Below are 24,918 nucleotides of genomic sequence, written 5' to 3'. Positions count from 1 at the left end.
GGACTCGGTCGTACGTGCCGGGCGTTTGCGACGACAGGGCACAACAGTTGTCAGGTTGTAGAGACCGTCCTCATCGGGCACCGGGCCCTGGGCGATCACATGGCCCTCCGTCTGATGCCGCAGACGCCCTATGTGGTCACTCAGCGGCGTCTTCGGCATGTCGGCAAGGACTGCCTGGTCGCCTTCGACGCGTACCTCTACTCGGTCCCCGCCCGCAAGGTCCGTCCCCGTCAGCTGGTCGAGATCAGGACCACGAAATCGCAGATCAGCCTCCATTCCACTGTCGCCGACGCCGAACGCCAGATGCTGCTGGCCGTGCATCCGCGGGCAGTTCACCGAGGTGCCCGCATCGTGGATGAGACGCACTGGGACGGGCTGCCCACCGGCGCCGGCCGTCGCGTCACCACCGGCGACGACGTTCTGCCCTCTTCCCGCCGCGGCCAGCTGCCGAAGGTGGAGGCCGGACCGCTGAGGCTCTGCTGAATCGGGCTGCCGCCGCGAACGTCAAGGTCGGCCGCCGTCCGCTGTCGGTCTATGACGAGCTGATCGGCACCCCTCCCTTTCACCCGACCAAGAAGGCCCGTTGAGCGAGCTGACCAGCACCCGCACCACCGCCGCCAAGCTCGGCCTACCGCACCTGGCCGAGGCTCTGAACCAGTACGTCCAGCGGGCGGACGAGGCCAAGATGGGCTACCTCGACTTCCGCGGGGCGTCGTAGCCGGCGTCGAAGACGATGAGGATGTCGCGGTCGCCGAATTGCCAGCGGCCCATCTCGATCAGGTCCGCGACCACACGGCGGAGTTGGGTGGCGGTGACCTCGACGACGTCGTCCGCGGGCCCGAGACGGACAGCATCCAGCAGCTGGCACAGGACGTCCGGCCCAATTCGAGGGCGGCGACGAAGGAGTAGGGCCAGCCGGGGATGAACTGGTCCGAGGACCGTCCGCTGCGGCCTAGACGTGGCAGAACAGGCGGTCCGCGCTGGTCGGTGCGTCGGGGCGAAGCCAGCTGCTGACGTCGACCCCCAGGACCAGGCGCCCGTCGGCGGACTGTGGCATCGGTAGACCGGCCAGCTGCCGCAGCGAGGCCACGTCCACGTTTCCATGGTTCAACGCCTCGTACATCGCGCCGTGCCCACGTCGGCGCTCGGCCACCAGCGTGGTTACCGGCCCGTCCGCACACAGCAACGCGTCGGCCAGCTCGAACAGCTCGTCCCCGCGGGCGCTCAGGCAGTCGAAGAAGTCGTCCCGGAAGCGTGACGCTTCGGCGAACGCTTCTCCTGGGACATCTACGTGCGGCAGGCTCATCCCCACGGCCTTCGTTCTGGTTCGGTGCATTCCTTGGGCGGAGCACAGAACCGGACGGGGGCCGCCCACCCGTCTGATGAACTTCCGCGTGGGGTTCGACGGACAATTTGACACTACGGCGCTCGGGAGCTCAGACAATCCGCTTGAAGCCGTGGCTGAAGAGAGCGGTAGTGAACGGGACCTGGTGGCTCACACAGGGCGACACCCGGATCGGCGAGCTACGGCAGTACGCAATTGATCAGCCGACGTTCCTCTGTCACTTCATCCCGGGCCTGGATGGGAAGGGGTCCGCGTGCTGTTCAAGAGCTGGGCGCACCTGCACGGCCCGGACCCCGACGGCTCTCGAACAGCGCAGGCCATCAAGCCCATCATGGACCTCGGACTAGCGCTGGTTCCGGAAGACGAAGGTCGACCCATGGCGCTCTTCAAAGAGTGCATCGTCCGTATCGACGGCGACACCGCCCGCGTGCGCTGCTGGCCTCAATGAGGCCGCCGACCATAAAGAACAAGCTCAGGCGCCGGTGTGCAGGTGGGCGGCCCAGGTGCTGACCAACGGAGGATAGGCATCGCGGAGGGCACGCTGGGCCTTGTGCAGTGCCAGAGCCATGTCGCCGGGTTGGGGGCCGGACTCAGCGAGATGGCCGTAGAAGGCCGTGGCGATGTCAAGGGCGGGCGTGTCGTCCACTGGCCACAGAGTGCCGATGACATGAGGGAAGCCCGCGAGTTGGAACGCCGATGTGAGATGGATGGCTTCGTCGAGCAGGGTATCGGCGGCGGTGACGGCCGTACTGCAGGCGGATAGGTAGGCGAGCCGGCCCTGTCCGAGATGGAGGGTGTTCAGACGTCGCACGGTCATGGGAGCGGAGGCGTGGTCGGTGAGGAGCAGTGTGCTCTGCGAGGGATCCGTCGGATGACACACGGCGTGGCAGGCGAAGTGGACGATCGGGTAGTCGGCAAGGTGCTCCATGACCTGGGCGCTCGTGGCATCCGTGAGTCGGAGGGACGCGGGGAGCCGGGACTTCAGTACGCGGGCTTCCTCATCGGAGCGGAGCGGGGCGTTCATGCCGGGGGTCGTCGGCATGGAGATGATCAGCGCCTTGTCGAGTGGCCGGTGCTGGCTTCTGTCGCGCGTCCGGGAGTGGTCGAGTGCCCTGACGCTGGGCGAGAAGGAGGAGACCACCCGGTCCAGTACCGTGCGGCGATCGGGGGCGTCGAGGGCCTCGTCGTGATGGCCGGCTGCGTGCAAGGGGAGCTGCCCGAGTAGACCGCCCGGTATCCACCACACTCGGGGCCACGGAGCCGAGGTGCGGTGCGCGGAGTCGATGCCGAGGTGGTGCAGCACGGGACCGGCCGCATTGTCCCAGAGCCATGCGAGAACGGTCCGCATACGTCCTTGGGCGCCCGTGCGATCCACGGGTCTCAGCTGCGGGTCAGCGGCGTGCCTCAGTGCATGCTGGAAAGCCCGCACCTGCTGTCTCACGGCATGCGGAGTGAGCGTCGGTAGGGCCAGACTCGTGATGCCGTCTTCAGTGATGATCAGGGCATCGCTGCGGTAGTCGCTCACGTTGTAGACGACGATGGGACCTTGGGCTGCCTGGGCTGCCAGCTGCCGCAGGGTCGGCGGCCGCGCGAACGAGGCGAAACCGGGCTGCCTGCGGATCTCCTGCAGCACCTCGGTGAGCTCTTCGGTCAGGCGGCGACTGTGCTGGGAGGCTCGGGTCGGTGAGCTGGTTGCTTCTTCTTCCACCTCGCCTTCGCCGTCGGGGAGATGGAGTGCGGCGCGCAGTTCTATGAAATGGTGGGCCAGTTGTGGATGGTGGTGCCGCAGGAGAGCGATGTCACCCCGGACCTCCAGGGCCTGGCCGATCAGTACCGCACGGCCCGACTCCAGCAGGGTCAACGCCTGGTAGGCAGGCGGCTCCTGCGTGTCCGCATCCGCGGTGCGGAGCGTGAGTGCCGCGGCGTCGGCCACCAGGCCGGGGAAAGCGGACAGGGCGCTTTCCTGCAACGCGCGCGGCCGATGCCGAGGGGCCGTGTCGGGGAGCAGCCGTATCGCATTGGTGAGCAGTTGGGTGGCATCCCTGGGGCGGTCGGGGGCGCAGAGTGCGGCGGCTGATTGGGCGGCGTCGATGCGCAGGGACGGCGGCGCTGCGGGGACGGCCGCCGCCTGCGTGTACGCTTGGATCGCCGCTTCGCGGTCGGCCTCATCGCGCTCTTGTTGGTGGCGTTGGAGCAGCAGTGCGGCCAGCCGTGTCAGGTCGCAGGCGTGTGCCGCCCGCGGTACCACGGTTCCCGCTACGGCACACTGGGTAGCCTCGATAGCCGCGTCCAAGGTCGCGCTGTCCTGGGTACGGAAGTGAAGCAGCCCCAGCAGTTCTCCCAGACTTGACTGACACACTGCCCGATCGGGATCTCCCTCGGGCAGGTCGTCGATCACGGCGCGGTAGGCACGGATCAGTTCCTTCAAGTCCTCGGTGGACTGTGCGGATTCCGGGGCCCACCAGTTGATCAGTGCCCCGTACAGGTCGCAGTCGGGATGGCCCGGGAGCACGTAGGCCCGTGCCAGGTACACCTGCAGGAGGGCAGCCGAACCGTCCTCCTCACGCCCGGTCTGTTCGAAGACGCGCCGCAGCGCGCAGGCGAGGTTGAAGTGGAGCCGGCCCCGCAGGCGGCACCGCCGGCATTGCCCACAGCCGCCGCGTGGAAGCAGCTCGCTCAGGTCTCTCAGCGAGGCGATCACGCCGGTGAGGTCCTCTTGTTCGCCCGTCCGCTCGTACCGTTGCCACAGGGCATCGGCCAGGAAGCAGTGGTGCGCGGCCCGCTCCGGGTTGTTGATTGGGGTGGCCGCCAGTGCAGTGCGCATGGCGCGTACGGCCGCGTCGAGCTCGTGCAGGTCACCGGAGCGCTCGTAGGTGGTGAGCAGAGCGCAGGCCAGCAGTTGGTGTGTGTACCGCGCAGGCACGGATGGCTCCGGTTCTTCGAGTGCCTTGTGCTGTGCGTCGATCAACGTCTGGACGCGCAGCGCGCCGTACGGGCGGGCGGCGGAGTCACGGAGCTCGTGCCTGAGCGCCTCCAGTGAGGCGTCGTAGTCCAAGTGGCCCGCAGTCGTGGTTGGTAGGTTGATCGGCTGCAGAACGGCTCTGTAGGCGTTGATCAGCTCCTCTACCCCGGCCAGGCTGCCGAGGGCGGCCGGCGACTCACGCAGGACTTGCCTGAAGCGCTGCGCGTAGAGCCATCCGGGGGTCCCTGAAGGCACGTTGTCCAGAGCTTCACCCACCTGGGTCAGGAAGGGAATCAGACCTTCGTTCCAGCCGGGCGTCTCCGTATGCGCCACCCCCAGTCCATCGATGAGGACGGGGTAGGGAGACTGTGGCCAGCTGTCCGCCCGCATGAAGAGCCGGTCGGCGGATGACTCATCAGGGGACGGATTTCCTTTCGTGGCCGTGGCCCCGGCCCACGTGTCCCGCCAGTCCTGGGTGAATGTGAAGCGCCACCGGTATGCCCTGCGAAGAATGTGCTCCAGCACACCGACCTGCGGGGTGCCCTCTTCGGCGCACTGGAGGGCCGCGCGCAGCACGTCGACCGCCTCGTTCGCGTCGGACGGGTCGTTCACGGCTTCGGATCGCAACAGCAGTGCGATCCCAAGGTTTTGGGCGTGCAGCAGGTATTCCGGGTCCTCCGTGCCGCCGGCATCCAGCAGCAGCCGGTTGACGCGGATCTCCGCGTCGAGGTCCGCGGTGCTCCGCGTCAGGTGGTGCCGGAGGTGATGGGCGCCGGCGAGGTCGTGCAGGAGCGAGGGACGTAAGGGGTGATCGGGCGGAGCTTCGTCGACGGCCGCCTGGGCGGCGGCCACCGCCCTATCCATGTCGTCAGGCCGGCTACCCGACCATTGAGCCCGCTGGCCCAGGGCCGCCCCCAAATGTTTCAGGGCGTCGAGTCGTACGGTCCGACCGGGCTCCGAAGCCGCCGCGGCCGACCCGTACAGTTCGATGGCCTTGTCAAGGTCCGCTGGTAATGCCAGGCGGCTCGCCCGTGTCTGCAGGATGCGGCCGTGGAGCAGGAGAACGTCGGCGGTCGGCGGCGCGTTGGCGGGCAGATCACGCTCGATGGTCTCGAGTAGCGTGATTGCTGCGGCGAGGTCCTTTGGCTGGCCGGTGATCTCGGAGCGGCCCGCCATGACGGTGACGAGATGGCGCAGGGAGGGGATGTACAGCGGGGACGTGATGCGGACGGTGTGGACGAGCGCGGTGAGTGCGTCGATCAGCTTGTCCAGATCGGGCAACCGTTGGTGAAGTTGGTACCGCGCGGACAACAACTCGGCCAAGGAGCTGATCTCGTCGATGCGCAGGACATCCGGGTGGTCGACCGGTGCACGGTCGACCATCTCCTGGAACGCGTTGATGGCGTCCTGCAAGTCGGTGGCATACCGGAATCGTTGGTAACGGCTGTTCAGCGCGGTGGCGAGGTCGTGGAGCCGGGACTGTCGATCGGGGGCGGACTCGTCAGCCGCCAGGGCGTTGCGCGCGGCTCGGACGGCCTCGTCGAGTTCTGTCTTCCCTGCCATGTGCGCTAGTCGCAGGCGCCGCGTCTGGCGACGCTGGAGCTCCAGCTGGGTGGCCATCGGGTGGTCTGGCGGTGTGATCCCCTGAGCCGTGCGGAACGCCTCGTCGGCCGCTCCGAGGTCCGCTGTGGCGTTATTGGCGTGAAAGCGCTCGATCAGGCAACTGGCCAGTACGGACATGCCGGGAGCTTCGTGGCCATGGCCCCGCGGAGTGGCTTTGACGATGGCGCGGCATACGTCGATCAGGAGGTCCAACTGCTCCGGCGTATACGTTCCGCCCGCGGGCAGCACCCGGGCGATGATCTCCTCCCGAGCCCCAGGCGTCGCCAGCTCCAAGCTGCGCGCCCACAGCGACACCAGCTCGCTGGGCGGAGGACCGGCCGAACCGGCGATCGTCTCCTCCAGCCGGCCGGTCACCGACCGGAGAACGCGCTCGGCCAGGACCGGCACCACGGATGCCGGGAGGTCTTCCCGTCCAGCGACGTAGCAGGGCAACAGCAAGTCATGGGCCTTCGCGGCGTTTTCCATGGCGTCGCGCCAAGGAAGGAGACGACTGCGGTACCAGTGGAACAACCCCAGCGTGAAGTGGCACCTGAGGTCGGCATCGGCATGGAGGAGAGCGGCCAACGCAGTCGCCTCGCCCTGGGCGCGTTCGTCCAGCAGATGCGCAGGATCACCACTGGTCCGGAAGCGCTGCAACCGCGCTTCCATAGCCGCGAGGAAGTCTTGTTGCACCGCCCCGTCACCCCCCGGTCACAACGAAAACCAATCATCCCATGACGGGATTTGGCGGACCATCCCGCACTCATTCCGGCTATCTTTGCCGGGGCCAGCCGATCGTCAGCGGGATGAGATGACCCTGCCCCTGGACGAGTAGGGTCATGGCCTGCCCGGTCCGGGCGTCGAGGGGGCCGGTGTGGTCGAAGCCCAGACTGCGGGCCAGGTCGCCCGCGTGCAGTCGGGTCGCCGCCTCCACCAGTAGGGCGTACGCCTCCACCGCCCGGCGCCCTCGCTGCCGTGCCGTGAGGAACAGGCCGGCGGCCAGGAGGAAAGCGGGCCACCACAGATAGGCCACGGCGACGTAGAGCACGGCCCAGCCGGCCAGCGTTGTGGCCTTGCTGACCGCTTCCCGCGCCTCCTTGATCTCGGCGCGCGCGGTATCGGGCAGCGCGAGCCACAGATGAGGCCAGACACTGGGCAGGTCCAGGCCGCACTCCTGCCGGTAGCCGGCCACGACGGCGTGCATGCGGTCACCCATCCACGTGGGGCGTGCGGGGCGCCTTTCGGCGATGGCGAGGACCCGGCGCCGGGCCAACTGCACATCCAGCTCGGTGACACCGGAGGGCGTGGCGTCAGGGATAAGGCCGTTTCCGTAGCGCTGGCGCAGTGCGGCTTCGGTCCCCTCCACCACAACCCACCGAGTCTGCCGCGCCTCGACCCGCAGTTGGGCCGCCCGACGCAGCGGACCCGGCCAGGACAGCCAGTCTTCGGCGAGCCACAGGCGCTCGACGAGCGCGCCGACGGCGGAGGCCGCGAGTCCGACGGCAGCCGCGACCACCCCGAAGACCACCACGTACAGCAACGCGGAGGCACCGTTGTGCGGAACAGACAGCCCCTTGACCCATGCTGTCAAAGGTGCGAAGGCGAAACCGTCGAGCTGACGCGCGGCTGCCACCGCGCACACGTAGAGAGCACCGGGCAGGACCAGCAGTGTGAACCAACGCTCGGCGAACTTCTTGCCCAATTCCTCGAGCAGGCCGGTCATGAGGTGGTCCAGGCGATCCAGCCGAGATCCTCGTCGAACAAAGTGCAGCGAGGGCGCTCAGTCACACCCGGGCCGGGCCGCTCCGACCGCGCACAGCGTCCCTGTGGGCAGTGGAAGACGACGTCCGTACGGCCTCCTGCCCCCAGCCCGCTGGGGACACCCCGGGCCGCCTCCCCGTACAGACCAAGCTGGTCACCGGCCTGCTGCAGGGCTCTGTGGAGGGCGTCGAGTACACCGATCAGCGAAGCCAGATCCCCTGGGTCGGACCGCAGGAGATCCAGGACCGCGTCCAGCGGCGCCGAATCGTCAAGGACCTGGCGGAGGTCATCCGGGCTTGCGCAGACACGGGCGATGCCCCTCTTTGCCTTCAACTCCACATCCACAGTCTCACGATAGGGTGCATCGGTTTGTAGCGTTGGGATTCCGCTCAAGCCATGGGAAAGGGTGCGTTGACCCGCGAGTATGCCGCAATGACGGGCAACCGTAGAGTAGAAGAGGAGCGGGCGCTCCGTACAGGTCCCCGCTTCCGGCCGGTCAAAGACGTTGAACAGCCCTGTAGGCGGCTTTTTGGTGGCCTTCTGACGGCCCTTTTCCACACCCCCGCACCGGGGCGTCAGCATCCCGTCAGGGATCCCTCGCTCCCTGCCTGTCTGGAGGCACCCCATGGCAGAACTCCGCTAGGTCGAAGACCCCGAGCCCTCCGATCCGTCCCCGGCCGGGCCCCTGCACGTCCCGGTCCGGCGGGGCCCCTCGGCGGCGCGGCGGGCCGGACGGTTGGCGGAGCGGGCGTCAGTAGGTGGGGCCGTAGGGGCTCCAGTGCCCGAGGAAGGATTTCAGGTCGTCGGCCCGTGGGTTGGGAACGTCGGGCAGTCGGGCGGTGTGTGCAATGGAGCGAGGCGCTCAACGGTGGCCGCTGCCCAGATGCCGGACGCGGTACGCCTCCGCATACCGGATGCGGGCTTGCTCCATGGCGGCTTCCCAGCGGATGCGCTTCTGGCGTGCCGCTTCGGCCTCGTCCTGGCGTCTGCGTTCGGCGGCTTCGCCGCGAAGCGTGACCTCCTGCGCGATCTCGGCGAGCTGCTCTTCGAGGGCGCGGCCGGGAACGTCGGCCCATTCGCTCGCCCGGTGTGGCTGGCCGCCGCTCAGGATGAAGCGGAGGCGTTCGGACGGGGTGTAGTCGAAGCGGGGGATTCTGACCCAGGAGTGCTTCTTGGCGTCGACGAGTTCCTTCTCGGTGGCGACGTGCTCGGTCCGGTCCTGTTCCTGGAGTACGAGAAACCCCACGGGCTGGCCCTGTGCGGTGATGGTGAAGTGAGGATGTGCCCTGCGGCGGCGATGAGACGGGGGTGCGAAGCTGGTCTGCCCGGCCGAGCAGGTGTGTCCGCCGGCCTCGGCAACGGTGATCAGTGCCTGGATGAGTCGGAGAGCGCGTCCTTGGACGGGCTTGGTCAGGCCGAGCGGCTGGCGTTCGTTCTGCATGGCCCGGATAACGGTGTGCGGCCGCGTGAGCCGCGAGGGCACCGGGACGGGGGCGAGGACGGCAAGGCGCCAGGCGGGGATGTCGACGAGTTTGATCTCGTATCCGCCATGGCACCAGCTTCCGTACAGCTCCTTCGCCTCCGGAATCCGTCCGGATCTGCGTGCGGCGGCGACGCGGGACGGCCACTTCTCCAAGTCGGAACCGCTCCCGCTCTTGACGATCCTGCCGCCGGCCTCCGCGAGCTCCTGTAACAGCTGCTCCGTGAACGTCACACGAGGCTGTGATGGAGGGCTTGGCTTCCGCCCCGCTGCCGGAGTGGCCTGCGCTCGGATGGACTGGGGTCGTGGAGCGGCGGCCTGAGTCTTCCGCGGGCGTGACCCGCGGGGAGGATACGTGCCGTGTGCCAGGTAGTACTGGCCGGCGCTCGTCAGGGCGACGCTCCACTGCCCGCTCTTCCGGGAGACCGTCACCAGGCCCCGGTTGTGTAGTGCCTGACAGGTGGTCTTGTAGGAGTTGGTCTTCCATACGCCGGCAGGGCACCCGGCTTCCACCCACTGCAACACCGAGAGCTGCCGCTCATTGACCCGCCGTTCCAATGGTCCGCCTTCGACTTGCAGTGACGTACGACTGCGGCATGGTGCCAGGTCCGTTGATAGGCGGCCGGTGCTTCGACTCGATTCGTGCGAACGAGCGAGCTGACGTGGCTGCAAGCCGGATAGACGGAGAACGGTAGGTGGGTGCTGTCCTGCGGCGGGGTCTGACTCCTGAGATGCCTGACCAGAGTGTCCTGCTCACACTCTACGGGGGAGGAGCCGCAGCCGGTGAGCACCACCTCCTTGCGTGACGTCTCCCTGTCAATGCCGGTCAGAGGTGGACGAGAGTCAACGCCTTGTCAGCCCGCTCAGTCAGGTTGAGCATCGTTTCGGCCGAAGTCATCCGGCAGTGATCGAGTCACGCGGCCGTACCGCGATCGATGGGAAGGTTGTGCAGTGTCATCCCGGACGGGGTCTGACTCGTGAGATCTATGACCACAGTGTCCAGTCACGGACCTGTCGACTGCCGTTGCGGGATGCTGCCTGCCACCGAGCCACAGGGCGTGTCCCAATAGGGGCCTTGCCGAGTTTTAGGCGCCATCACGGTTCAGACCGCCCCAAGCAGGCCGGTGCCATCACCCAGTACGTCAGCATGTGGGAGGCACACCATCATGACGACCCGACAGCGCAGCACCTCATCGAGCGCGGATCCGCCCGTTCGGCGCGAGGTCGTCCTGGGCGTGGACACGCACGGCGAGGTGCATGTTGCCGCCGTGATCTCCCCGCTCGGGAAGATCCTGGGAACAGAGTCCTTTCCCGCGACGGCGGCCGGCTACCGACAGTTGCTCGTGTGGGCCCGCAAGCAGGGTACGGTGCGCCGGGCCGGTGTGGAGGGCACCGGCACCTTCGGCGCGGGCCTGTCCCGCTACCTGCTGGCCCAGCAGATTCAGGTGTTCGAAGTGAACCGGCCCGACCGCTCGGCCCGCCGACTGCTGGGGAAGTCGGACCCGCTCGACGCTCAGGCCGCCGCGCGGGCCGTGCTCAGCGGTCGTGCCCGGGCCCGGGCCAAGTCCGGCGACGGTCCGGTGCACAGCGCCCGGGTCTTCAAGCTCGCCAAGGACTCCGCGGTCAAGGCCCGCACCCAGGCGATCAACCAGCTCAAAGCCGTCCTGGTCATCGCCGATCCCGCACTGCGGGAACGACTGTCCAGCCTGGGCAACCGCGAGCTGTTCCGCACCTGCGCACGCCTCGGGCCAGGCGACGGCGAGGACGGCGAGAACGCGGTGGCCCAGGCCACCCATATGACTCTGAGAATGCTCGCGGAGCGTATCGAACAGCTCACCGGGCAGATCAATGAGCTGAACCAACGCCTGACCCAGCTCGTCGAACACCACGCCCCACAGCTACTCGCCCCGGTGGGCATCGGCCCGGACAGTGCAGTCACCCTGCTGATCACCATGGGAGACAACCCCGAGCGGCTGAACACCGAAGCATCCTTTGCTGCCCTTTGCGGAGTCAGCCCCGTCGAATATTCGTCGGGCCGTCGGAGCACGCACCGGCTCAACTGCGGCGGCGACCGTCAGGCGAACGCCGCCCTGCACCGCATCGTGTTCACCCGGCTGCGCCACGACCCGCGTACCCAGGCGTACTACGACCGCCGCACCCAGGAGGGCAAGACCCGACGTGAGATCATCCGATGCCTCAAGCGATATGCCGCCCGCGAGGTCTTCAACCTGGGCAGACCCGTCTCCAGCACCCCCTCGTAATAGGGGCGTCCGTGACAGATGAGAGGCTCAGGCGGGTGAGCGAGACACCACCGAACACCCTGCAATACCGCTTTGACGGGCCGGAAGAGGCTCCCGTCCTGATCCTCGGTCCCTCACTGGGTACCACATGGCACATGTGGGACCGCCAGATCCCCGAGCTGATCAAGCAGTGGCGCGTCTTCCGGTTCGACATGCCGGGGCACGGCGGCGCTCCCGCGTACCCGGCGGGCTCGGTCACCGATCTCACCACCCGGCTGCTGGCCACCCTCGAAGGGCTCGGTGTGCAGCGCTTCGGCTACGCGGGCTGCGCGCTCGGCGGCGCGGTCGGCATCGAGCTGGCCCTGCGCCACCCCGAGCGGCTCGCCTCCCTCGCCCTGATCGCCGCCTCACCGCGCTTCGGCACGGCCGACGAGTTCCGGCAGAGAGGCGTGATCGTCCGTACGAACGGCCTGGACCCCATCGCCCGCACCGCGCCCGAGCGCTGGTTCACCAGCGGGTTCGCCGCCGCGCAGCCCGCGATCACCGAGTGGGCCGTGCAGATGGTGCGCACCACCGACCCCGGCTGCTACATCGCCGCCTGTGAGGCGCTCGCCTCGTTCGACGTCCGCCCGGAGCTCGGGCGGGTCGGCGTGCCGACGCTGGTCCTCGTCGGATCGGACGACCAGGTCACCGGCCCCGCCGAGGCCCGCACCCTGGTCGCCGGCATCCCGGACGCCCGCCTCGCCGTCGTCCCCGGCGCCTCCCACCTCGTGCCGGTGGAGCAGCCCGCGGCCGTCACGGACCTGCTGGTGCGGCACTTCTCCACCGCCTGGCAGCCCGCCTTCGAGACCTCCACCGGCCAGACCGCCCTGCCCGCGGCCGCCGTCAAGCCGGTCCTGTCCGCCGCCCCCGCGCAGCCCCTCCAGACCGGCCCTGTCGCCGAGATCGCCCCGGCCGTGCCGCCGCAGCCCCAGGGCCGGCCCGACCCCTACGACGCCGGGCTCAAGGTCCGCCGCGAGGTGCTGGGCGACGCGCACGTCGACCGGGCGCTGGCACAGGCCGACGAGTTCTCCGGCGACTTCCAGGAGTTCATCACCCGCTACGCCTGGGGCGAGGTCTGGGACCGCCCCGGCCTCGACCGGCGCACCCGCAGCTGCGTCACCCTCACCGCGCTGGTCGCCGGCGGCCACCTGGACGAACTGGCCTTCCACACCCGCGCCGCCCTGCGCAACGGCCTCACCCCGGGCGAGATCAAGGAGGTACTCCTCCAGGCGGCCGTCTACTGCGGCGTACCGGCGGCGAACAGTGCGTTCAAGGTCGCCCAGCAGGTGATCCGCGAGGAGACCACGCCCCAGGAGTGAGCCCGCGGGGGGCGCGGAGGCAGGATGGAATCATGAAGCTCACGAAGAAGTCGCACTCCTGCGTCCGCCTCGAAAAGGACGGTCAGACCCTCGTTCTCGACCCCGGCGGGTTCAGCGAGGAGGACGCCGCGCTCGGCGCGGACGCGATCCTCGTCACCCACGAGCACCCCGACCACTTCGACGAGTTCCGGCTGCGCGCCGCGATGGAGAACAACCCGGCCGCGCAGATCTGGACCCTGAAGTCCGTCGCCGAGAAGATCTCCTCGGCGTTCCCCGGCCGCGTGCACACCGTCGGCCACGGCGACACCTTCACCGCCGCCGGCTTCGAGGTCCAGGTCCACGGCGAGCTCCACGCGGTGATCCACCCGGACATCCCGCGGATCACCAACGTCGGCTACCTCGTCGACGGCGGCAAGCTCTTCCACCCCGGTGACGCCCTCACCGTCCCCGGCCACCGGGTCGAGACGCTGATGCTCCCGGTGATGGCCCCCTGGAGCAAGATCTCGGAGGTCATCGACTACGTCCGCGAGGTCAAGCCGCAGCGCGCCTACGACATCCACGACGCCCTGCTCACCGACCTGGCCCGCCCCATCTACGACCGCCAGATCGGGCAGCTCGGCGGCTCGGAGCACCTGCGGCTCACACCGGGGGACTCCGCCGAGGTCTGAGGCCGAAGGGGACCGGGCCGCGTTGTCAGACCCGCCGGGTAGGTTGTGGGACATGCGCATCGCGACCTGGAACGTGAACTCGATCACCGCCCGCCTGCCGAGGCTCCTGGCCTGGCTGGAGAGCAGCGGCACGGACGTGCTGTGCCTCCAGGAGGCCAAGGTCGCCGAGGACCAGTTCCCGGCGGAGCAGCTGCGCGAGCTGGGCTACGAGTCGGCGGTCCACGCGACCGGCCGGTGGAACGGCGTGGCGGTGCTCTCCCGCGTCGGCATCGAGGACGTCGTCAAGGGCCTGCCCGGCGACCCCGGGTTCGACGGCTCGGTGGAGCCCCGCGCCATCTCGGCGACGTGCGGCCCGCTCCGCGTCTGGTCGGTCTACGTGCCGAACGGCCGCGAGGTGGACCACCCCCACTACGCCTACAAGCTCCAGTGGTTCGAGGCCCTCAAGGCCGCCGTCGCCGGAGACGCGTCCGGCAGCCGCCCCTTCGCGGTGATGGGCGACTACAACGTGGCGCCGACGGACGACGACGTCTACGACCGCGCGGCCTTCGAGGGCTCCACCCACGTCACCCCGGCCGAGCGCGCCGCCCTCGCCTCCCTGCGCGAGGCGGGCCTGTCCGACGTGGTCCCGCGGCCCCTGAAGTACGAGCACCCGTTCACGTACTGGGACTACCGCCAGCTCTGCTTCCCGAAGAACCGCGGCATGCGCATCGACCTGGTGTACGCCAACCAGCCGTTCACGAAGGCGGTCAAGGACGCGTATGTGGACCGCGAGGAGCGCAAGGGCAAGGGCGCGTCGGACCACGCACCGGTCGTGGTGGACCTGGACGTCTGAGGACTTCGCGCCCTGGAGCGACGTCCTAGAGCAACCGCAGGTCGACCGAGTCCGCCAGGGCCGCCAGCCCCGCGTCGCCCGGGTGCAGATGGTCCCCGCTGTCGTACACGGGCAGGATCCGGGACGGCCGCCCCGGGTCCCGGACCACCGCGTCGAAGTCGAGCACGCCGTCGAAGGCACCGCCGTCCCGGATCCACTCGTTCACCGCGACCCGCTCGGCGTCCACGGCGTCCGTGCAGCGCGCCTCGCCCTCGCACGGCAGGATCGTCGCCGCGAGCATCCTGACGCCCCGGGCGTGCCCGCGGGCCGCCAGCTCCCGCAGCCCCGCGATCACCTGCTCCGCCGAGGTGTCCCAGCGCAGGTCGTTGACGCCCTCGAAGACGACCGCCGTCCGCGCCGACGGCTGGGCGAGGACGTCCCGGTCGAACCGGTGCAGGGCACTCACCCCGGCCGTGTCCGTGGACACCCCTTCGCCGGGGTACCGGTCGGTGACCACGCGGTTGCCCGAGATGCCCTGGTTCAGCACTCCGTAGCGCGGGACCGTCGTCTGCTTCTGCAGCCGGCCGGCCAGCACGTCCGGCCAGCGCCGGTTCGCGTCCACCGTGGACTTGTCGCCGTCGGTGATCGAGTCCCCGAGCAGCACCACGGACCCGGGCCCGCCGCTCACATCGACCCCGGCGAGCAGCGGCCGGCTGGTGATCTGGGAGGTGTACGCCCCTGCCGAGCCGTCGGCCGCGTGGTCGCCGGGTTCGCTGACGTACGACCGCTGCTGTGCGAGCCGGTGCACGGGCGCCGCCGTCACCGTACCGGGCAGGTGGAAGCTCACCAGCAGGTTGGTGTCCGCGGGGACGGCGAAATCCAGGGGATCGCTGTACGCCTGGGCCCCGGCCGGGATCTCCACACCTCCCGCACCGCCGAAGGACAGCGGCACCGGCGCCTCGCGCGCCGCCGCTCCCGACGCCTGCACGGCGAGGGTCGCGCTGCCGATCCGGACCGGCGCCGCCGCGAAGGTGTTGTCGAACCGCACCCGCACCCGGGGCCCGCCCGCCGACGTGTGCACGACCAGCCGCAGCGTCCGGTCCGTCCAGGGCCCCACGGCGGTGTAGCCGCCGGTGGACGTCGTCCAGCTGCCGGTCCAGCCCCGCGTCGCGGTCCGTACCGACACCGCGAAGACATGCAGCCCGGCCGCGTGCGGCAGCCGGATCGAGGCGACCGGGCGGCCCGGGACCAGCGGTACGGTCACGACGTACAGGCGGGCCCGCTCGGCGAGTTGCCCGCCGGGCGTGTTGATGTGCGGCAGGGCCACCGCCTTGGTGGCGAGCGGCCCGGTGCGCCAGTCGGGCGCGGTCAGCCGGTACCCGGAGCGCGTGCCGTTCGTGTACGTGATCACTCCCGGGCCGCCCGTCTCGGTGCCGGCGGTGCCCGCCACCAGGAAGGCGAGGGCGTCCCCGCGCCCCGTGACCCGTACGTCCTGGCCGGCGGCGCGGACGTTGTCCGGCTCGCCGGGCTGCCGCCGCGGCCAGGTCAGCCGGGCCCCCTGGACGGTGAGGCCGCGGCCGGGCGTCCAGCCCGCGGCCGCGAGGTCCCGCGCCGACAGGGAGGCACCGGCGCCGTCGAAATCGGCCTGCGCGGGCCGGCCGTCGTCGCTGACGGCGATGTTGTCGAACAGCCGCTCAAGCTGCACGGGCGCGGCCCGCCGCTCCTCGGCGGCCCGCGCCGAGACCGCCGGCATCAGGGACGCGCACAGGGCCAGCACGACCAGGATCCCCCGGACACATCGGCGCACGGCCGACTCCTCCCGCTCATCGACACACGAACGCACTCAGACGAAACGCAGGGACGGAACAGAAGACACGACGAAAGCCGAGACGCACGACGCCTGGTGAAACTAGGGAGACATCAGGAACTCGTCAACGAGCCGTGGACGAACTCGGCGTGAACTCGTCAGGAATGGCGGGCCCGCGCGCCTGTGGTGCGTACGGCGGTACGAATGACACGCTGGACGTATGAACATCCCTTTCCTGGGCAACCGGCGCCGGAAGCTCGGGGTTCCCGATCCGGCGGGCATCGCGGAACTCCTCGCCGAGTGTGAACTGCTCCGCTCCCAGGCGTCCCGCGCGGGTGTCCGGCTGGACGACTCGGCGGCCTCGCTGGAGGCGCTGGACCAGGTCGTACCCCGCTGGCGGGACGACGAGGAGACCCTGACCTGGCTCGGCAACGACGCCGGGCTCTACCTGGGCACCGTCATCGTGCGCACCGTACCGGGAGCCGCCTGGGAGATCCGGCCCGACGGGCAGCCGGTCGTGCGGCTCGCCTCCGGCCGGGAGTTCGACGTCGTGGACTCCGGTCACGAGTGGGCCGCGAACGGGGTGCCCGAGCTGTCCCAGCTGTACGCGGAAGTCGCGGAGTCGTGAGCCCCATGGCCACAACCTTTGGCCCAAAGTTCGCCGTAAATACGGCTAATGATCGAAAAGTGCGTGTCGCCCGACAAGTCCGATCTTGCCTGGATACGTTGCGGCAACCACCACACAGCTGAGAGTGAGTAGGGCTGAGCATGGCCGTCGATCCGCTGATCGAGCTGCGTGACGTCAACAAGCACTTCGGGGAGCTGCATGTCCTCCAGGACATCAACCTCACCGTCGGCAGGGGGGAGGTGGTCGTCGTCATCGGCCCCTCCGGGTCGGGGAAGTCGACACTGTGCCGGGCGATCAACCGTCTGGAGACCATCGAGTCCGGCGAGATCATCCTCGACGGGCAGCCGCTGCCGGAGGAGGGCAAGGCCCTCGCGCGGGTGCGCGCCGACGTCGGGATGGTCTTCCAGGCGTTCAACCTCTTCGCCCACAAGACCGTCCTGCAGAACCTCTCCCTGGGGCAGGTCAAGGTGCGCGGGCGCAAGAAGGAGGACGCCGACAAGCGCTCCCGCGAACTGCTCGACCGGGTCGGCGTCGCCGACCAGGCGGACAAGTACCCGGCGCAGCTCTCCGGAGGCCAGCAGCAGCGCGTGGCCATCGCCCGCGCCCTGGCCATGGAGCCCAAGGCGATGCTCTTCGACGAGCCGACCTCGGCCCTCGACCCGGAGATGATCAACGAGGTGCTCGAGGTCATGAAGCAACTGGCCCGCGAGGGCATGACCATGATCGTCGTCACGCACGAGATGGGCTTCGCCCGCTCGGCCGCCAACCGCGTCGTCTTCATGGCCGACGGCCGGATCGTCGAGGACCGCACCCCCGACGAGTTCTTCACCGACCCCACCAGCGACCGCGCCAAGGACTTCCTCTCCAAGATCCTCAAGCACTGAACGGGCGGGCACCGGACGGCCCATCGCATCGGACCTCGACTACGATGTGCTCTTCATCCCTGTCGGAGAGGGGGACTTCGCCGAATTCCGCCGATCCCGCCCGGGATGAGCAGACCGCCCGCCCGGCCTGCGGGCCATTCCCACCGGGTGCGGCCCCCACGGCCCTGTCGGCCACGGGGGCGGCGGTTCACATCGGCCAGGCCCGTCCGGCGGCAGCCGGAGATCACTGCTCGCGCAGCGGAACCGACACGTACGACGGGTCGTTCGCCGGCGAGGAGAAGGTCAGCTGCGCGCCGGACGGGTTGTGCTCGATGTAGAGCGGGTCGACCGTGTCGACGACCAGGGCGAGGCGATGCCCGGCCGGGACGTCGTAGGCCGTGGAGTACAGCTCCAGGTCGACGCCGAACGGCTTTCCGGGGGTGCGCCCGTGGAAGGTGTACGGCGCGTTGGTGACCAGCTTGCCGAGGCCGAGCGGCCCCACGTCGTACAGGTAGGCGACGAGGGTGCCGCTCTCCTTGGTCGGGGTGACGGTCGTGTGCAACGTCGCCGTCCCGCGCACCTGTTGGGCCGTGGCGTACTTCTCCGACTGCCACACGGCGGCCCAGCGGCGGGGGAGCAGGGGGATCGAGGCCATCGGGGGCAGCTGGGCCACCTGGTCGAGGATGCTGGACAGGAAGACGACTCCGCCGTCGGCGCCCGAGTTGACGTTCGTGCGGATCGTCGTCGCGCCCGGGAGGTCGATCTTCCGGTTCGTGGCGGCGACCGACTTCCAGTCGGGGTAGCCCTCGTAGCCGCCCGCGGAGCGGGACTTGAGCTGGACGGGCTGCTCCCGGTCGATGCCGTTGTCCTCGCCCCGCAGGTAATGGTCGAACCAGCGCTCGGTGTCCTTCCACACGTCGTTGGGCAGTCCGAACAGGCCGGTCAGCTCGGCGGTGGCGTGGTCCCCGGGCCGCATCTCCAGCCGCTTGGGGCCGGTCAGCTTCTCGTAGAAGTCGGCGTACTGGTTGGGCGGGAAGACCGTGTCGCCCCAGGCGTTGGCGAGCATGATCGCCGCGCCGTTCTTGTTGATCTGGTCGACGTAGGTCGCAGCGGAACGTTTCTTCCCCCAGGCGACGAGTTCCGGCTCCTTCGCCAGGTTGGAGGCGTAGAAGTCGTCGAAGGTCTGCCGGAGTTCGGCGCTCTGCCGGCCCGTCACCACGCTCGCGCCGTCCAGCAGGGCGGCCGCCTGGACGTGCTGGGTGCGGCCGGAGTAGATCGAGTCGATCAGGTCGGCCCAGCCGCTCAGTGAGGCCACCGCCTTGACGCGCTGGTCGTGCGCGGCGGTGAGCAGGCTGATGCCCGCGCCGTAGGAGACGCCCGCCATGCCGATGTGCCCGGCGTCCGAAGGGGTGTGGGCGAGAGCCCAGTCGATGACCTTCGAGGCGTCGGCCACGTCGGGCGGGCCGGCGACTTCTATCTCGCCGCCCGACTGCCAGAAGCCGCGCACGTTGTAGGTGACGACGACGTACCCGGAGTCGGCGAGCTTCTGAGCCTGGGCCAGATACTCGACCTGGGGCAGACCCCAACTCGTGGGCATGACGAGCAGCGGGTAACGGCGCGTGCCGTCGGCGCCGGCCGGCGTGACGACGTTGGCCTTGAGGACGGTGCCGCCGTCGCCGGTGATGTCGACGAACCGGATGGGGTTCGGCGCCGCCTGGGCGGTGGGGGCGAGTCCGAGGGCGGTACCGGCGACCAGGGTCGCCGAGACGGCGCCTACGGCTGTGGTGCGCAGGGCCTTGCGGTGGTGCCCGCCCGTCTCCCACCGCCACCCTATTCGAAGGCGCTTCGCGCCCCTTGGATCCATGGGTCACTCCTCACTCGTGTCAGTGCAAAGTGACCAGACGGTAACCTCGCCCCCTTACCAGTGGTAACCCGTCGGTAAGTTACGTGCCAGTAACGATTGTTGAGAAGTGGAGGACTTCAGGAGGCGCGGTGGCTGTTGCGTGGAGCCTGGGCGGGCAGCGGCGTCTGGGCCGCGCGCGTCACGTCCTCCACCAGTTCGACGACATCGGGCCCGTACGCCTGCGAGTTGATCACCTTCAGCAGCAGCACGAACGAGTTGTTGCCGTACTTGCGCGCCAACCGCTCGTGATGGCGGGCGAGATAGCGGGTGGTGGCCTGGTTGGTGATCGACGTCTGGCCGCAGAAGAGGAAGACGGGACGGGTGTGCTGGCTCCGCTCCGCCGTGAGCCGGGCGAGCAGCGCGTACTCCTCCTTTCCGTTCTCCACGCGGTAGCGCTCGGAGCCGACCAGGAACGAGCCCCGGTCCGGGCTCGGTTCGGCGTCGACGTTGACCCGCACACCGGGCAGCAGGGAGGACAGGTGCGCCGCCATACGGCGGTTGGAGGCCGGGCCGCCCACGCAGAACTCGGTGCGCTCACCGAACCCCTGACGTGCCGTGTCGTGCGGCAGGATCTGGGCGTGGGCATTGCAGTCCTTGATCAGCGCGGCGAGTTCGAGCAGCGCGAACACGTCGTAGCGCATCACGGCGAACTCGGGCCCCGCGGCGCCCCGGTTCACCACCAGCAGCGATTCCGAGTTGTCGGGCAGTCCGAAGAAGTCCTGTTTCCGGCGGAGCTTGCGCTTCCACAGGTAGGTGCGGGCCACCCAGCCGAGCGCGGCGCTGATACCCGCCGCGACCACGCCCAGGACGATGTTGCGCACGTCGTCATTCATGGGCGCGCATGGTAGCGGGCCCGACGCACCGGTGTTCGAGGCATTCCTGACGCGGCCATGGCGATGAATTAAGCTGCGCGGACGGCCTTTGACTGGAGGTGCGGATGCGTCGCCCTGTCGCACGGAATCTGACGGTCCTGGCGGTTTCTGCCGCCGTGGTGATGTCGGTGGGAGGGGCTGCGCCGCCCGCCGCGCAGACCACCGGCGGTGAGAAAACGCCCCTGGCCGTCGGCTACGGCGGCGCCGTCTCCAGCGTCGACCGGGACGCCTCCGCGGCCGGGCTCGAGGTGCTGCGCAAGGGCGGCAACGCCGTCGACGCGGCCGTCGCCACGGCCGCCGCGCTCGGCGTCACGGAGCCCTACTCGGCCGGCGTCGGCGGAGGCGGCTACTTCGTCTACTACGACGCCGAGTCCCGCAGGGTCCAGACCATCGACGGCCGCGAGACCGCCCCGCTGTCCGCCGACGAGAACCTGTTCGTCGAGAACGGCAAGCCCGTCCCCTTCGCCCAGGCCGTCAGCAGTGGCCTGAGCGTCGGCACCCCGGGCACGCCCGCCACCTGGCAGACGGCGCTCGACCGGTGGGGCAGCAAGCGGCTCGCGAGCGTCCTGAAACCGGCCGAGAGGCTCGCCCGGGACGGCTTCACGGTCGACGAGACCTTCCGCTCGCAGACGGCGTCCAACGAGACCCGCTTCCGCTACTTCCCGGACACCGCCGAGCTGTTCCTGCCCGGCGGGCGGCTCCCCGTCGTCGGCTCCACCTTCAAGAACCCCGACCTCGCCCGCACTTACGCCGAGCTGGCCCGCAAGGGCGTCGGCGCGCTCTACCGCGGGGACATCGGCCGGGACGTCGTCGACACGGTCAACAAGCCGCCCGTGGACCCCGCCTCGGGCTGGAACGCCCGCCCCGGCGACCTGTCCGAGCGGGACCTGACCGCCTACCGCCCCAAGCTCCAGGCACCCACCACATCCTCGTACCGCGGCCTCGGTGTCTACTCGATGGCGCCGTCCTCCTCCGGCGGCACGACGGTCGGCGAGGCGCTCAACATCCTGGAGCGGACCGACCTGTCGAAGGCGAGCCAGGCGCAGTACCTGCACCGCTACATCGAGGCCAGCCGGATCGCTTTCGCGGACCGGGGGAGGTGGGTCGGTGACCCGGCCTTCGAAGACGTACCGACGAAGGAACTGCTGTCGCAGCGGTTCGCCGACTCGCGCGAGTGCCTGATCAAGGACGACGCGGTGCTCACGAGTCCTGTGGCGCCGGGGGATCCGCGCGACCCGAAGGGGTGCGGCTCCGGTGGTACGGCCGCTCCGACCACGTACGAGGGCGACAGTACGACGCATCTGACGGTGGCGGACAAGTGGGGGAACGTCGTCGCCTACACCCTCACCATCGAGCAGACGGGCGGCAGCGGGATCACCGTGCCGGGGCGGGGGTTCCTCCTCAACAACGAGCTGACGGACTTCTCCTTCACGCCGGCGAATCCCGCCGTGCACGACCCGAACCTGCCGGGGCCGGGGAAGCGGCCGCGGTCGTCGATGTCGCCGACGATCGTGCTCGACCGGCATGACAGGCCCGTGGTGGCGCTGGGGTCGCCGGGTGGGGCGACGATCATCACGACGGTTCTGCAGACGCTCACCGGGTTCCTCGATCGGGGACTGCCGTTGGTCGACGCGATCGCTGCGCCCCGGGCGAGTCAGCGGAATGCCGCGCAGACCGAGCTGGAGCCGGGGTTCGACAGTGGCGTGAGGAAGCAACTCGAGGCGATCGGGCACTCCTTCAAGGCCAACCCGGAGATCGGGGCGGCCACGGGGGTTCAGCGGTTGCCGGGTGGGAAGTGGCTTGCGGCGGCTGAGACTGCGCGGCGGGGTGGGGGGTCGGCGATGGTGGTGCGGCCTGTGCGTTGAGGGCATTCTGACGGGGCGTGGGGGCTGGTCGCGCCCACGCGGCGGAGCCGCACGTCGATACAGCCCCGCGCCCCTAAGAGGACGTTGCACTCACCTGCGTCTGAAACGTCAGGCGACCGTCCTCCACGTCCACCGTCACCCGGCCGCCCTCCGCGACCCTGCCGTCCAGCAGCAGTCGTGACAGCTCGTTGTCCACCTCGCGCTGGATCGTGCGGCGCAGCGGGCGGGCGCCGTACTCCGGCTGGTAGCCGTGGTCGGCCAGCCATTCCACCGCACGGTCGGTGAAGGTCACCGAGATGCCCTTGCTCTGGACGAGGGACCTGGTGCGGTCGAGCAGGAGGTTGGTGATCCGGCGGAGTTGTTCCGTGCTGAGCTGGCGGAAGACGACGATCTCATCGATGCGGTTGAGGAACTCGGGGCGGAAGTGCTCCCGCAGGGGGCGCAGGATCTGTTCGCGCCGGGCCTCCTCGTCCGCGTCCGCGCCGCCCGACCCGAAGCCCACGGAGGCGCCGCGGCGGGTGATCACCTCGGAGCCGAGGTTGCTCGTCATCACGATGACGGTGTTGGTGAAGTCGACCGTGCGGCCCTGGGAGTCGGTCAGCCGGCCGTCGTCGAGGACCTGCAGCAGGATGTTGAAGACGTCCGGGTGGGCCTTCTCCACCTCGTCCAGCAGAAGCAGCGAGTACGGGTGCCGGCGGACGACCTCGGTGAGCTGGCCGGCCTCCTCGTGGCCGACGTAGCCGGGCGGGGCGCCGACCAGGCGGCTGACCGTGTGCCGCTCCTGGTACTCGCTCATGTCGAGGCGGACCATGCGGTCCTCGCTGCCGAACAGCGCCTCGGCGAGTGCCCGGGCCAGCTCGGTCTTGCCGACGCCGGTCGGGCCGAGGAACAGGAAGCTGCCGATCGGCCGGTCGGGGCTGGCCAGCCCGGCGCGGGAGCGCAGCACCGCGTCCGAGACGACCCGCACGGCCTCGTCCTGGCCGACCACCCGCTCGTGCAGATGTTCCTCCAGGTGCAGCAGGCGGTCCTTCTCCTCCTGGGTGAGGCTGCTGACCGGGATGCCGGTCTGCCGGGAGACCACCTCGGCGATCGCCTCGGCCTCGACCACCAGGTCCTGGCCCTCGTCGATCTCGTGGTCGCCGCCCGCCTGGGTGATCCGCTGCTTCAGGTCCATGATCCGGTCGCGCAACTGGGTGGCCTGCTCGTAACTCTCGTCCGCGACCGCCTGGTCCTTGTCCCGGGTCAGCTGCTCCAGCTCCCGCTCCATGGCCCGTACGTCGGTGCCCTTGGTGCGGGCGCGCAGCCGGACCCGGGCACCGGCCTGGTCGATCAGGTCGATCGCCTTGTCCGGCAGCCGGCGGTCGGTGAGATAGCGGTCGGACAGCTCGACGGCGGCGACCAGGGCCTCGTCGGTGTAGCGGACCTGGTGGTGGGCCTCGTAGCGGTCCTGGAGGCCGCGCAGGATCTCGATCGCGTCCGCCGCGGTCGGTTCCGGCACCATGATCGGCTGGAAGCGGCGGGCCAGCGCCGCGTCCTTCTCGATCCGGCGGTACTCCTCCAGCGTGGTGGCGCCCACGATGTGCAGCTCGCCGCGGGCGAGGGCCGGCTTGAGGATGTTGCCGGCGTCCATGGAGCTGCCGTCACCGCCGCCGCCGGCACCGGCGCCCACGACCGTGTGCAGCTCGTCGATGAAAATGATCAGCAGGTCGGAGTGGGCGCGGATCTCGCCGACGATGTTGTTCATCCGCTCCTCGAAGTCACCCCGGTAGCGGGTGCCCGCGACCACGCCCGTCAGGTCCAGGGCGACCACCCGGCGCCCGGTCAGCACGTCGGGCACGTCCCCCTCGGAGATGCGCTGCGCCAGGCCCTCCACGATGGCGGTCTTGCCGACGCCCGCGTCACCGATCAGCACCGGGTTGTTCTTACCGCGGCGGGAGAGGACCTCGACGGTCTGCTCGATCTCCTGGTCCCGGCCGATCACCGGGTCGATACGGCCCTGCCGGGCCAGCTCGGTGAGGTCGCGGCCGTACTTGTCGAGGGTCGGCGTGTTCGTCGGGCGCGGCCGCTCGGCCTGGGGGGCCTCCGGCGCCTCGGGGGGTTCCGAGGGGGCGAATCGGGCCGCGTTCAGGATGTGCCCGGCGGCCGAGTCGGGGTTCGAGGCCAGGGCGCTGAGCACGTGCTCCGGCCCGATGTAGCCGTATCCGCGGGCCCGGGCCATGTCGTGCGCATCCAGCAGGGCGCGCTTGGCGGCCGGGGTGAGGGAGAGCGCGGTCGGCGGCGGTGCGTCGTCCGGGCTGTGCTGGACCGGGCCCGACCTCTCGTCGATCTGCGACGCCAGGGAGTCGGGATTCGCGCCCGCCTTGGTGAGCAGGGTCCGGGTCGGTTCGGTGGCGAGCGCCGCCCGCAGCAGGTGTTCCGTGTCGAGATCCCGGCTGCCGTGCTCGGCGGCGTACTGGGCGGCGCCGCGGACGAGTTCCCGGGCCGGCTGGCTGAGCAGCCGACCGATGTCGATCTGCCGGGGACCGGGGCGCGGTCCGCCGAAGAAGCGTGCGAGGAATTCTCCGAAGGGATCCGAGCCGTAGCCCTCCGGGCTGCTGAAGCCGCTGCTCATGGGCCTTCCGTTCCCGGCGTCCCCGGCGCGCGGGCGGGGGACGCCCTCGCTGGTCGACGTGCCGGGGTCGGGTAACCCGGGTGGCAGCCGGTTACACCTGGGGCGCGCTCGTAGAACACCTTCGCACGATCGCGGACAA

Annotated in this window: 16 protein-coding genes and 2 pseudogenes; 10 read left to right on the top strand and 8 right to left on the bottom strand. The window is 69.7% G+C overall.

All coding sequences use genetic code 11. The features are described 5' to 3' along the window. Nucleotides 1-69: 69 nt before the first annotated feature. Together ACIBL4_RS04440 and ACIBL4_RS04435 are read left to right on the top strand one after the other, a co-directional pair. Nucleotides 70-587, top strand: a pseudogene (locus tag ACIBL4_RS04440) (Mu transposase domain-containing protein); the annotation flags it as partial. Next, nucleotides 584-718 carry a hypothetical protein gene (locus ACIBL4_RS04435; RefSeq protein ID WP_399406368.1) on the top strand — a complete coding sequence of 45 codons (135 nt, stop codon included), beginning with the start codon at nt 584-586 and terminating at the stop codon, nt 716-718. The pseudogene ACIBL4_RS04440 and the gene ACIBL4_RS04435, both read left to right, overlap by 4 nt. Here the strand turns inward: ACIBL4_RS04435 and ACIBL4_RS04430 are convergent. After that, a pseudogene (locus ACIBL4_RS04430) lies at nt 691-1,306 on the bottom strand (transposase). The gene ACIBL4_RS04435 and the pseudogene ACIBL4_RS04430 overlap by 28 nt on opposite strands. Before the next feature lie 292 nt (nt 1,307-1,598). Here ACIBL4_RS04430 and ACIBL4_RS04425 point away from each other — a divergent pair. Continuing rightward, on the top strand, nt 1,599-1,793 hold the full coding sequence (locus ACIBL4_RS04425; RefSeq protein ID WP_399406366.1) for a hypothetical protein: 195 nt from the start codon (nt 1,599-1,601) through the stop codon (nt 1,791-1,793). A 24-nt stretch (nt 1,794-1,817) separates the two neighbouring features. On the opposite strand, the gene ACIBL4_RS04420 is transcribed toward ACIBL4_RS04425, so the two are convergent. The 3 genes from ACIBL4_RS04420 to ACIBL4_RS04410 all read right to left on the bottom strand — a co-directional run bounded on the left by ACIBL4_RS04420 (nt 1,818) and on the right by ACIBL4_RS04410 (nt 9,384). Further along, on the bottom strand, nt 1,818-6,602 hold the full coding sequence (locus ACIBL4_RS04420) for a CHAT domain-containing protein (protein WP_399406364.1): 4,785 nt from the start codon (nt 6,600-6,602) through the stop codon (nt 1,818-1,820). Between the two features lie 79 nt (nt 6,603-6,681). Further along, nucleotides 6,682-7,632 (bottom strand): hypothetical protein, encoded by a 951-nt coding sequence (locus ACIBL4_RS04415; protein ID WP_399406362.1) that lies wholly within the window; start codon nt 7,630-7,632, stop codon nt 6,682-6,684. Nucleotides 7,633-8,532: 900 nt separating this feature from the next. Next, nucleotides 8,533-9,384 (bottom strand): hypothetical protein, encoded by an 852-nt coding sequence (locus ACIBL4_RS04410; RefSeq protein ID WP_399406360.1) that lies wholly within the window; start codon nt 9,382-9,384, stop codon nt 8,533-8,535. Nucleotides 9,385-10,316: 932 nt separating this feature from the next. Here ACIBL4_RS04410 and ACIBL4_RS04405 point away from each other — a divergent pair. Genes ACIBL4_RS04405 through ACIBL4_RS04390 form a run of 4 tightly spaced genes read left to right on the top strand, consistent with a single transcriptional unit; the run spans nt 10,317 to nt 14,251 of the window. After that, nucleotides 10,317-11,411: an IS110 family transposase gene (locus tag ACIBL4_RS04405; protein WP_399406358.1), complete on the top strand. Its 1,095-nt coding sequence runs from the start codon at nt 10,317-10,319 to the stop codon at nt 11,409-11,411. Nucleotides 11,412-11,446: 35 nt separating this feature from the next. Next, nucleotides 11,447-12,751 (top strand): 4-carboxymuconolactone decarboxylase, encoded by a 1,305-nt coding sequence (gene pcaC / locus ACIBL4_RS04400; protein WP_399406357.1) that lies wholly within the window; start codon nt 11,447-11,449, stop codon nt 12,749-12,751. A 32-nt stretch (nt 12,752-12,783) separates the two neighbouring features. Then, nucleotides 12,784-13,419, top strand: a complete 636-nt coding sequence (locus ACIBL4_RS04395) for an MBL fold metallo-hydrolase (RefSeq protein ID WP_399406355.1) — start codon at nt 12,784-12,786, stop codon at nt 13,417-13,419. A gap of 52 nt (nt 13,420-13,471) precedes the next feature. Further along, a complete protein-coding gene (locus ACIBL4_RS04390) occupies nt 13,472-14,251 on the top strand; it encodes an exodeoxyribonuclease III (RefSeq protein WP_399406353.1) in 780 nt (259 codons plus the stop codon). 25 nt (nt 14,252-14,276) lie between these two features. On the opposite strand, the gene ACIBL4_RS04385 is transcribed toward ACIBL4_RS04390, so the two are convergent. Further along, a complete protein-coding gene (locus ACIBL4_RS04385; protein WP_399406581.1) occupies nt 14,277-15,983 on the bottom strand; it encodes an SGNH/GDSL hydrolase family protein in 1,707 nt (568 codons plus the stop codon). A 274-nt stretch (nt 15,984-16,257) separates the two neighbouring features. Here ACIBL4_RS04385 and ACIBL4_RS04380 point away from each other — a divergent pair, with 274 nt between their 5' ends. Both ACIBL4_RS04380 and ACIBL4_RS04375 read left to right on the top strand, forming a co-directional pair. Further along, nucleotides 16,258-16,665, top strand: a complete 408-nt coding sequence (locus tag ACIBL4_RS04380) for a DUF6278 family protein (RefSeq protein ID WP_399406351.1) — start codon at nt 16,258-16,260, stop codon at nt 16,663-16,665. A 140-nt stretch (nt 16,666-16,805) separates the two neighbouring features. After that, nucleotides 16,806-17,549, top strand: a complete 744-nt coding sequence (locus ACIBL4_RS04375; RefSeq protein ID WP_399406349.1) for an amino acid ABC transporter ATP-binding protein — start codon at nt 16,806-16,808, stop codon at nt 17,547-17,549. Between the two features lie 223 nt (nt 17,550-17,772). Here ACIBL4_RS04375 and ACIBL4_RS04370 read toward each other — a convergent pair whose 3' ends face one another. Next, on the bottom strand, nt 17,773-19,392 hold the full coding sequence (locus tag ACIBL4_RS04370) for a CocE/NonD family hydrolase (RefSeq protein WP_399406347.1): 1,620 nt from the start codon (nt 19,390-19,392) through the stop codon (nt 17,773-17,775). A gap of 116 nt (nt 19,393-19,508) precedes the next feature. Beyond that, a complete protein-coding gene (locus tag ACIBL4_RS04365) occupies nt 19,509-20,264 on the bottom strand; it encodes a hypothetical protein (RefSeq protein WP_399406345.1) in 756 nt (251 codons plus the stop codon). 104 nt (nt 20,265-20,368) lie between these two features. Between ACIBL4_RS04365 and ggt the strand changes: the two genes are divergently transcribed. After that, the gene (gene ggt, locus ACIBL4_RS04360; RefSeq protein WP_399406343.1) at nt 20,369-22,168 is read left to right on the top strand and encodes a gamma-glutamyltransferase; all 1,800 of its coding nucleotides are present in this window, start codon (nt 20,369-20,371) and stop codon (nt 22,166-22,168) included. A gap of 73 nt (nt 22,169-22,241) precedes the next feature. On the opposite strand, the gene ACIBL4_RS04355 is transcribed toward ggt, so the two are convergent. After that, complete coding sequence (locus ACIBL4_RS04355) at nt 22,242-24,779, bottom strand: ATP-dependent Clp protease ATP-binding subunit (RefSeq protein ID WP_399406341.1); 2,538 nt, start codon at nt 24,777-24,779, stop codon at nt 22,242-22,244. Nucleotides 24,780-24,918 lie beyond the last annotated feature (139 nt).

Origin of the sequence: Streptomyces sp. NPDC050416, assembly GCF_044458845.1 — a bacterium.
Classification (GTDB): domain Bacteria; phylum Actinomycetota; class Actinomycetes; order Streptomycetales; family Streptomycetaceae; genus Streptomyces.
This window is presented reverse-complemented; position numbering and strand designations above follow the sequence as displayed.